Here is a 10387-nt window from a genome sequence, read left to right as displayed (position 1 = left end):
CCTCGCCAAAGACTGGGAACGCTCCATCGAGAGCTCGACCGCGTGGGCGAATATCGCTTCTATCCGGATGCTAACCCGCAGAATTGCGCGACTTTCAGCCGCATGACAGACTTTTGAATCGGGCTCTATGACAATGCGAGCGATGTCGGAGGGACCTGGTACTGGAATCGTTACCCGGGAGCGCTCTCGGATACCGAGAGCTTCTGCTATCGCTTCTCATTCGACAAGGAACTCCTTGATCAAGGCAGCTGGCAGACCCGCTATCTCACTCAGCCCGAGATTTTGGAATATCTCAACAATGTCGCTGACCGCTTCGACTTGCGCAGCAGCTATCAGTTCAACACCAAGATAGTATCGACCCGTTTCGACGAAGCGACTGGGCTATGGCATGTAGTAACGGACAAGGGTGAGACGGCATCGGCCAAGTATCTCATTACCGGCCTGGGACTTCTTTCGGCGATCAACAAGCCGACGTTCTGTGGCATCGACGACTATGCCGGTGACATTTACCATACAGGCGCGTGGCCTGAAGGGGTCGATCTCAGCGGAAAGCGTGTCGGCATAATCGGGACGGGCTCAACCGGAATTCAGGTGATCATTGCCCTGGCGCCCCAGGTAAAGCACCTGACCGTATTCCAACGATCTGCCCAATACGTCGTTCCGATCGGAAACTGGCCCGAAGACACTGAGACGATCGATACCTACAAGGCCAACTATGACGAAATCTGGAAGCAGATAAAGAGTTCGAATGTCGCCTTCGGTTTTGTCGAGAGCACCGTTGCGGGAATCGACGTCCCCGAGGCCGAGCGGGAGTGCGTATTCGAGGAAGCGTGGCAGCGCGGTGGTGGATTCCGCTTCATGTTCGAGACCTTCAACGATGTCGCGATCAGCGATGAGGTTAACACCTCGGCGGCAAACTTCATCAAGCGGAAAATTGCCAAGATCGTGAAGGATCCAGAAATCGCCCGGAAACTGACGCCCGGCGATATCTATGCCAAGCGCCCGCTGTGCGCGACGGATTATTACGGTGTTTACAACCGGAAAAACGTATCGCTGGCAGACGTCAAGGACGATCCGATCGCAGAATTCACGACAAGAGGCATCCGCTTGGCCAGTGGGATCGAACACGAACTTGACGCGGTGATTTTCGCTACAGGTTTCGATGCGGTCGATGGAAACTATACGAAGATCGATATTCGGGGACGCGGTGGCGTCACCATCCGGGACAAGTGGGCCGATGGCCCTCTGGGTTACCTCGGGATGATGGAAGCCGACTTTCCGAACATGTTCATGATCCTGGGCCCCAACGGTCCATTCACAAACCTTCCTCCCAGTCTCGAAAGCCAGGTGGAATGGATTTCCGACACGATTGCAACCATGGAAGCTGACGGCCGCTCCACTATCGAGCCGACGCAGGAAGCCGAAGATGCCTGGGTGGAAACCTGCCGGACAATTGCCAACATGACACTGTTCCCTAAGGCGGAATCGTGGATTTTCGGGGCGAACATTCCTGGCAAGAAAAACGCAGTGATGTTTTATCTCGGTGGTCTCGGCAATTACCGTTCAGAACTTCAATCGGTACGGAATTCGGGCTACGAATCGATGATATTCGATCGTCAGACTGCAACCACCGCGCTTTGATGACCATCGAAATTCGTTCGCGTCTGAACGACCGGACTGTTGCATTCCCCATCCCCCGCAAGGCCGTGACAGGTTCGGTCGTGCGGGGGACACGCTGCTTGTGGCCCGTCGATCGAGGGGTTGTCAGCAATCAAGGCTCGATTTCGCGGCATCGCCTCTAGCCCGGCTTATTCATGAGCCCGCTGCACTGGGGTGTTTAGGGTTTGGTGGGTCGGTTGCCGCGTGATCTGGGCGAGCGCCGGCGCCGGCGTTTTTCCCCGCAGCAGGAGCGATGGGCTTTTCGAGGTTGATGGACGAGGGCTCGGGCTTTCATCGGCACTGCCGCACTGGCTATGTCGGTGCTGGCCGGAGAATGGTGGCGATGGCTTTGAACACGCCGGCGTCCGGGCAGGCTGACGCGAAGGCGAGATGGATACGCGAGGAGGTTTCGATGACGCGGGCAGCGACCTTGAGCAGCCGCAGGCGTAGCGTTGCGAACTCGGCTGTGGCGAGCGCGGCTGTCTTGGGGATTTCCTGTTGGATGCGCCACATCAGCCAGTAGACAGCGGTGTGGAGGATGAGGCGCATCTGGTTGGCGTTGGCGGATCGGCACGAGGTGCGATCGCTAGCGAGTTGAGCCTTGTGGCGCTTGATCAGCCTTTCGGTCTGGCCGCGCGCGCAGTAGAGCGTGTCATAGATATGCTCGGCTGAGCCTTCGGTCAGTGAGGTGACGACATAGCGGATGTCCATGCCCAGCGTGCTGGCCTCGATCCGGGCGACGACGCGGCGCTGGCACTTCCAACTCTTCGCGCCGTAGTGCGTTTCGGCATAGTTGCGCAGGACCGGATACTGGGCCGTGGCCCGCTTGACCGCGCAGGCATCGACGATGGCAACGATGACCGTATCAGCACGCAGCGCGGCATTGGTCGGCAAGCCGAACACGTAATCGACGCGGTGGGCCTCGCAGAAGGCCTTGACTTCGGGGCGGCCATAATGCCCGTCGCCGCAGAAGGTGATGTGCGTTTCCGGCCAGTACCGGCGGATATGACGCACCAGGCGCCGGATGTGGCCGGCAACTTCGGCGCCCGACGGCGTCTTGCCGGTGCGCAGCAGAATCGCGACCGGACGACCGGTCGCGGTGTCGTACACATGGATCGGCAGGAAGCAGCGCTCACCGTGATGCCCGTTCCAGAAGGACAACTGCTGATAGCCGTGCACGACATCGCAGGTATCATCGAGGTCCAGCGTCACCGCCGCCGGTGGAGCCGGATAGCTGGCGCAGTAGACGCCGATCATCTCAGCCATCATCCTGGCCAGCTCACGTGTGGTCGGAGCATTCTCCCAGCGGCTCATCGTCGGTTGGCTGGCAAGCCCCGCGCCCGATCCCGGCAACTTGCCCAGCGCCAGGCGGAAGCCCGGATCGTCGCGCAGGGCGTCGAGATCATCGGCATCTTCATAGCCGCACGCGATCGCGAACACCCGGGCACGTAGGATGTCATCGAGGCGATGGATCACCCGCGTCGGGTCACGCGGGTCGGCGATGCAACTCGCAAGCCGCCGGCAGAGCCCCATCGCGCGCTCGGCCTGCGCAAGCAGCAGAACGCCGCCGTCCGAGGTTAGTCGGCCACCATCAAACGCGGCTGTGATCTTCTTCCCGCCGACCGCTGGGAATCGGAATGAGGTTGAGATAACGTCTTTCATGGCGGGTGTGGCCTGTGGCATTTTCTGCCCTGCAGCAGGGTCGGCGTAGACACCCAGTTCCTAATTCAGATCAGAGGCTTATGCCACTCCCGCCAACCCTTCAGGCCCCCGCCGGTGAATAAGACGGGCTAGCCACCCATCGGGCGCAACCGGAAGGGTGTCCCCCCATTGGGCTTGTTCCCCGTCGGATCGTGGCCCCTTCCGGCTCGACAAGAAGCGTGCCTTCTGCGCCGGCAGCCTTGATGCTTCTTGAGCGGAATGCAGGGTGATTGGGGCAAGCCTTCTTGGTGCACCCTCGCAGGATTGTTCAATCCTTGTTCGCAAGGATCTCCAAGACTCATGCGCCTCTTCGGCTTTACCCCCAACGGGAAACCAAGTCTGCATCTGGACACCTATGCGCAACTGTAACGGCGCGCACAGCCGAGCTTGGTAAGCAAGGGAGAGGGCAAAATGAATTTGAAAACAATATCGCGTCTCATGTGTGGCTGTACGTGGGCCTTGGCGCTGATCCCTGGGAATGTGAGCGCACAGGCTGTTGCGAGCAGTAATGATGCCCAGGCTGAACAGACTTCATCCGGAAGCGAAGTCGAGGAAATCATTGTTACCGCACGGCAGCAGAACGAATCCTTGAAGAATGTCCCGGCGTCGGTGGCCGTGCTGTCCGCAGACACGATCGAAAACACCAAGGCACGCGTCGCGGTCGATTTCGTGAACCTGACATCGGGTGTCACCATTCAAACCGCGACGACCGATCCATCCGACGTGTCGATCAACATCAGAGGCCTGAACAGCCCCCGCGATGCGGAGAACAACATTGCCTTGGTGGTCGATGGCGTGCTCAAGACGAGTATCGCCTCGACCAACGAGCCCCAGGGTGCGCTTGCACAGGTGGAAATCCTCAAGGGTCCGCAAGGCGCGATCTACGGGCGCAATGCGTCGGCCGGTGCAATCGTGATCACCACCAAAAAGCCTACGCCGGAATTGTCCGGGCAGATCAAGGGGCGTGTCGCGAACGACAATACGTACCTCATGTCCGGACTGTTGAGCGGCCCCATCACCGACAGTGTCGGGTTCGTACTTAACGGTGAGTGGACCAAGTCGGACGGCTATTATCGCAACACGTTTGTCGGATCGGATTTGCATCAGAGCGTCTATGGTTATCGCGGCAATCCGGCATCGGTAGACAGCTACAACAAGCTGAACCTCTTCGGGCGAATCCTGCTGGCACCTTCGGACGATACCGAAATCGACCTGAAGGCCAACTATGGCAGGAGCCACGGCGGCGCACTGAGCTTCAATGCGGTTTTCCAGATTCCTACGCTCGCCCAGGCGTTCAACGATCCGATATTCAACGCAAAGGTCAGCGATCACAAGTTCATCTTTACCGATGACACCGAGGCCAAGCACTGGCAGCGGACTTATGGCGCATCGATGAGGCTGCGACAGAATTTCGACTTCGGTTCGCTGATCGGTGTTGTCGCATATAACAACAACAAGAACGAATACATTGCCGGTGGGACCAGCGGCGCGTTCGGCTTCTTCAACAATGAACCGACCTGCCTCCGCAGCCGTGCGGCCACCGCAGGGGTTGTCAACCAGGCACCGTTCACGAAATACAATGCGGCATTCGGCTTTGCGATGCCCTATTCGCCTTCCACTTGCGACGGCATCCAGGGCAATCGCCGTACGCAGACAGACGTAATTTCCGAAATCCGGCTCATGGGTGGGGAAGGCTCTTCCTTCAACTGGCAGCTGGGTGGAAGCTACATCTTCATCGACAGGCGGGTTTGTGTGAACCTGACGCTTGACACGGGACTTGGCGGGACGCGTCAGTGCTTTACGATGGACCCCCGCTTCCCGACCGAAAACCTGACAGATGACAACTATCGGACCAATGTTTATGCCGCATTTGCGGCCGGAGACTGGGACGCTACCGACAAGCTGCGCCTCGGTGTCGCGCTACGCTATGATATCGAAGCGCGTGACCGTATCAACAATGTTCCGGTAAATGCTCGCACGCGCTGGGTTGGCAATCCGCGTACCGGGTATCCGATTGGAACCGCGACGACTCCCTCGAACTATTTCCTCAACCCCGGCCTTGATCCGGCATACAACCCATCTGGGGTGATCGCGCCGATTTCTTCAACCTTCAAGCAACTCCAGCCGAAGATAACGATCACCTACAAGCCGAACAATGATCTCACGATCTTCGGGAACTGGGGCATCGGCTTCAAGGCTGGCGGCTTCAATCCGGCAGGCACCGAGGCGATCATCAACGGCTACTTCAATCCACCACCGCCCGTGGGCATCAGCGCGGGAATCTCGGTTCCGGACCTGATCAAGAAGGAAACCAACAGCGCGTTTGAGATTGGGGTGAAGGGACGTCCGTTCAACGGCCTCAACTTCGAGGTGGCAAGCTTCCTGACCAACGTCAAGAATATGCAGTTCTTTGAATTCTTCGTGGGTGATTTCGGCTTGCTGCGCAGCACCTCGAACATCGACAAGGTGAAAATCTACGGAATAGAAGGATCGATTGACTACAGGATCTCCCCAATTTTCAAGATGTTTGTCAACGGGAATTATACAAAGAGCGAAATCAAGAAGAATTCCGGCCGCCCTTATACGGTAGGAAACAAATCTCCTGCGACGCCTGACTTTTCGATCAACGGGGGCGTTCAGATGAACGCCCCCGTCACGGATCTTGTCAATCTTGTCGGCCGTGTCGACTTCAGGGTTGTCGGTCCGACGCCATTTCACACGGTTCAGCGAAATACCACACCCACGATCTTCGGCTTACCGGCTACTTACGACAATTCCACACGCGATACTTTCGCGACGGTCAACGCAAGGCTGGGCGTCGATGTCGGCAGTTTTTCGATTTCGGCATTTTCTACCAACCTTTTCAACAAGCACTACGTTGAAGACGTTGTGATCGCGCCGGAATTCGGGGGCGACTTTATCGCAGGCGGCGCGCTGCGCCGGTTCGGCGTGGATCTCTCCTATAAGTTCTGAGGCGTGGTTCAGGCATTTTTTCGTAAGTAAAGTTCCACCCTTACCGAGGTAGCTACGGCGTCTTCATCAACCTACGGCTTCTTTGAACTGCGATTTTCTGAACCAGATAATTGCCAGTATCATTTGCCAACAATGTCGATGCCGATAGCTCCTCGGTCTTTTTATTACTATTGAGGAAATTCATCGGCGAACTTGGGTTCCGCTGTCTCCCATTCCTTTGAACGAACCCATCCGTGGTCGATAGACATCCTTGCCGTCGGAGATGTTTGCCCATGCAAGCCCTGGTCTGCGTGAAGCGCGTGATCGACTACAACGTGAAGCCTCGGGTGAAGGCGGATGGCACGGGGGTTGATCTTGCGAACGTGAAGATGAGCATGAACCCGTTTGACGAGATCGCGGTCGAGGAAGCGATACGCCTGAAGGAGAAGGGCGTGGTGACCGAGATCGTGGCGGTGTCGGTGGGCGTTGCGAAATCGCAGGAGACGCTGCGCACGGCGCTGGCGATGGGCGCGGACCGGGCGATCCTGGTGCAGGTCGATGACGGCGTCGAGGTCGAGCCGCTGGCGGTGGCCAAGATCATCAAGGGGATTGCCGACGAGGAAGCCCCCGGCCTGATCATCACGGGCAAGCAGGCGATCGACGATGACAGCAACCAGGTCGGCCAGATGGTCGCCGCGCTGCTCGGCCGCCCGCAGGGGACCTTCGCCAACGAGGTCTCGGTCGAGGGCGATGCCGTGGTGGTCAAGCGCGAGATCGACGGCGGTCTGCAGACGGTGAAGCTGGCTCTGCCCGCCGTGGTCACCACCGACCTGCGTTTGAACGAGCCGCGCTATGCCTCGCTGCCCAACATCATGAAGGCCAAGTCCAAGCCGCTCGCGAACAAGACGCCTGCCGACTACGGCGTCGACATCGCACCGCGCCTCAGGACGCTCAAGGTCACCGAACCGCCGGTGCGCAGCGCCGGGATCAAGGTGCCCGACGTCGATGCGCTGGTTGCCAAGCTCAAGGAATTGGGCGTAGCCTGAACACTCACCACCTCCTTTCGGCTCGAGCGAAGTCGAGCCACGCTCGCAGTGTCTCGACTTCGCTCGACACGAACGGGGTTGGGTTGAAAGGAATGATACGATGACCAAGGTTCTCGTTCTGGTCGAACACGACAACGCCAGCGTCAAGGACGCCACGCTCGCCGCCGTCACCGCTGCGGGCCAGCTTGGCGAAGTGACCGCGCTGGTCGCCGGCGCCAACTGCGATGGTGCCGCACAGGCCGCCGCGCAGATCGCGGGCGTGGCCAAGGTGCTCAAGGCCGACGACGCCAGCCTCGACAATGCGCTGGCGGAGAACGTCGCCCCGCTCGTCGCAGGCCTGATGGCGGATTACGACGCCTTCGTTGCGCCTGCCACCACCACGGGCAAGAACGTCGCGCCGCGCGTCGCAGCATTGCTCGATGTCATGCAGATCTCGGACATCCTCTCGGTCGAGGGGCCCAGGACCTTCACCCGCCCGATCTACGCCGGCAACGCCATCGCCACGGTCGAGTCCAGCGACGCCAAGCTCGTCATCACCGTGCGCGGCACCGCCTTTGCCAAGGCCGCCACCAGCGGGGGCAATGCCAGCGTCGAGACCGTCAGCGCCACCGCCGACAGCGGCCTCAGCAGCTTCGTCAGCGCCGAGATCGCCAAGAGCGAGCGCCCCGAACTGACCAGCGCCAAGATCATCGTCTCGGGCGGCCGCGCGCTGAAGGATGCGGCCACCTTCGAACAGATCATCACCCCGCTCGCCGACAAGCTCGGCGCTGGCATCGGCGCGAGCCGCGCGGCGGTCGATGCAGGCTACGTGCCCAACGACTACCAGGTCGGCCAGACCGGCAAGATCGTGGCCCCCGAAGTCTACATCGCCGTCGGCATCTCGGGCGCGATCCAGCACTTGGCCGGCATGAAGGACTCCAAGACCATCATCGCCATCAACAAGGACGAGGACGCCCCGATCTTCCAAGTCGCCGACATCGGCCTCGTGGGCGACCTGTTCACCCTGGTCCCGGAACTGACGGGCAAGCTTTGACGCTCCTGCAGAACCGGAAAAGCTGTGAGCAACCTGTCGAGGCAGTCGGTGGCGTCAGCGAACTGGTCGAAGCGACCGATCGGTTCCGGACCGGATTGAGGCAGGCACAGACTCATTCTTAGTAATTGCCAGCGATTACCGCGCGTTCACCGCCGGCTGACCTGCACCCGGAATCTTGGACCGTTCGGAGCTGGAAAATTCCAGTTATGAACGGAGGTCCAGGATACGGAGTGTGTGATGAAGAGATCAAATTTTTCGGAGGCGCAAATATGGGTTCTCGTAGCCATTGTGCAAAAAGTGCCACTAAGCAAGTTGCGGAAATATAAGATTTAACATCGATAGAAATCAGTAAGCCATTGATATTTATTGGCCGCCAGATTTTACGACCTTTTGCCTGCGGTGTGTAGGCTCATCCTAAGGAGGATCGAGTCGTGGGCGCACCACTTCGACAATATCTTGGTGGGGACCGGTTTCCAGACGACTTGACCGATTCTGAAATTGCGCATTTCTTCTCGTTCGCCGAGGATGAGCGGCGAACTGTCAACCGCCGACGTCGTCCATTGTACAGGTTGGGCGTGGCGCTGCAGATCGGTTTCCTGCGGCTCGCCGGAACGCCGCTCAATTCCGTTGAGATGATTCCAACGCGTGTGCTGGCTCATTTGGGCGCTGAACTCGAAATTGCGCCGCCGCACCTGGCTTCGATCCGTGCGCTGTATCGTCGACGGCGCACCCTTTTTGAGCACCAGGAGGTGGCCAAGCGGGCTCTGGGTTTGCGCGACCTCACCGAACATGGCGAACGCGCGCTAAACGGCCATCTGCGACGCGAGGCCGGCGACAAATTCCTGGCGGACGACTTAGAACGAGCTGCGCGTGCATGGATCGCTGACCATCGCTATATCCAACTTCCCTCGCGGCGACTGAGGAGTTCGGCAATAGCCGCCCGGCGCCACCATGATGCGGGGCTGTTGGCCGGCGTCATGACCGCAGTCGGAGCGGAGCAGACGAAGGCCTGGCTGCCGGGACTGTCGGAGACGATAACAACCGGCAAAACGCGGCTCGAATGGCTTCGAGACGGCCCATCCTCTCGTAAGACCAAAGGCCTCGCCGACCATATCGCGAAGATCGATTTCTTGAAAAGCTTGGTGCCGACAAGCTGGACCTCGGCTTGTCGACCGGAATGCTGAAAGCTCAGGCGCGATCGATGTTGTACCGCAAGCCCGCGACGCTCAGGCGGATGCGCGGTGAGCGCAAAATTCTCGAACTGGCGTGCTTCCTGCGACTGCAACTTTTGCGTCTCACCGACGATGGTTTGGGGATGATTGATTACCGGATCGCCGATCTTTGGCGACAAGCCCGGAGGCTCCAGGGTCGGTGTCAGACCGCCTCCTTGCCGGTGAGGCGCTGGACATTCTCGGCGAGGTGGCCGGGAAGAAAGATGCCATCCGGCCGGACGCATTCATCCAAAAGTTCCTCGACTTGATGGACCGTGCGCTGGCTGGGTCGCCTATCGCACGCACCGGCGTTGAATTATCTCCATATCGTCTGCGTGTCAGTTTTGCCGATGCTTCACGACGCGGGGATATCGACTTTTCGTTCAACAGCAAGTCGACCTGGACGGCCGCGCAGGAAGTTGGCGGTCCGGGCCGCACCAAAGGGCTTTACGAGGATGTGCAGAGGCTGATGTCAGCGGATGCAGCGACCAACCCATGACATCCGACACAATCTTTAAACTGCGAAAGCAGGGGCGTTCATCCGAGGCATTGGATGTGGCCAGACAAAATTACGAAGCGAATGCTCGCGATGTCTGGTTTCTGCGCGCATACGCCTGGGTGCTCTATGACCAGATGAAGGATGTGGTGGGGCGCTACGGTAACTGCTCAGGTGGTTGGCAATGAGGCCGATCAAGCGACCGCGAAGCGTCCGTCGACGAGGTCTCGGATTGCGCTGAGTGCGGACTGGCCAGAGAGGCGTGCGGTGCCGGTGACGGAACGGTATC

General features: G+C 59.2%; 8 protein-coding genes and 1 pseudogene. 8 read left to right on the top strand and 1 reads right to left on the bottom strand.

What is annotated here, in order from left to right; genetic code table 11:
- Together LDN95_RS22320 and LDN95_RS22315 are read left to right on the top strand one after the other, a co-directional pair.
- Window positions 1–106, top strand: a pseudogene (locus LDN95_RS22320) (IS5/IS1182 family transposase); the annotation flags it as partial.
- A gap of 11 nt (window positions 107–117) precedes the next feature.
- Window positions 118–1641, top strand: coding sequence for an NAD(P)/FAD-dependent oxidoreductase (locus LDN95_RS22315; protein ID WP_226019716.1), 1524 nt, complete (start codon window positions 118–120; stop codon window positions 1639–1641).
- 330 nt (window positions 1642–1971) lie between these two features.
- Here LDN95_RS22315 and LDN95_RS22310 read toward each other — a convergent pair whose 3' ends face one another.
- The gene (locus LDN95_RS22310) at window positions 1972–3342 is read right to left on the bottom strand and encodes an IS1380 family transposase (protein WP_124809292.1); all 1371 of its coding nucleotides are present in this window, start codon (window positions 3340–3342) and stop codon (window positions 1972–1974) included.
- 429 nt (window positions 3343–3771) lie between these two features.
- Between LDN95_RS22310 and LDN95_RS22305 the strand changes: the two genes are divergently transcribed.
- From LDN95_RS22305 to LDN95_RS22280, 6 genes are all read left to right on the top strand, one after another.
- Window positions 3772–6333 carry a TonB-dependent receptor gene (locus tag LDN95_RS22305; RefSeq protein WP_124809291.1) on the top strand — a complete coding sequence of 854 codons (2562 nt, stop codon included), beginning with the start codon at window positions 3772–3774 and terminating at the stop codon, window positions 6331–6333.
- A 272-nt stretch (window positions 6334–6605) separates the two neighbouring features.
- Entirely contained in the window at window positions 6606–7358 is a 753-nt protein-coding gene (locus tag LDN95_RS22300) for an electron transfer flavoprotein subunit beta/FixA family protein (protein ID WP_124809290.1), read from the top strand.
- A gap of 100 nt (window positions 7359–7458) precedes the next feature.
- Window positions 7459–8391 (top strand): electron transfer flavoprotein subunit alpha/FixB family protein, encoded by a 933-nt coding sequence (locus LDN95_RS22295; RefSeq protein WP_124809289.1) that lies wholly within the window; start codon window positions 7459–7461, stop codon window positions 8389–8391.
- A gap of 482 nt (window positions 8392–8873) precedes the next feature.
- Window positions 8874–9575, top strand: a complete 702-nt coding sequence (locus LDN95_RS22290) for a DUF4158 domain-containing protein (protein WP_255631073.1) — start codon at window positions 8874–8876, stop codon at window positions 9573–9575.
- A 187-nt stretch (window positions 9576–9762) separates the two neighbouring features.
- Entirely contained in the window at window positions 9763–10101 is a 339-nt protein-coding gene (locus tag LDN95_RS22285) for a hypothetical protein (RefSeq protein WP_124809287.1), read from the top strand.
- Window positions 10098–10286: a hypothetical protein gene (locus LDN95_RS22280; protein ID WP_226019715.1), complete on the top strand. Its 189-nt coding sequence runs from the start codon at window positions 10098–10100 to the stop codon at window positions 10284–10286. Before LDN95_RS22285 ends, LDN95_RS22280 begins: the two co-directional genes overlap by 4 nt.
- The last annotated feature ends 101 nt before the right edge of the window (window positions 10287–10387 follow it).

The organism is Novosphingobium sp. FKTRR1 (genome assembly GCF_020404405.1).
Classification (GTDB): Bacteria; Pseudomonadota; Alphaproteobacteria; order Sphingomonadales; family Sphingomonadaceae; genus Novosphingobium.
This window is presented reverse-complemented; position numbering and strand designations above follow the sequence as displayed.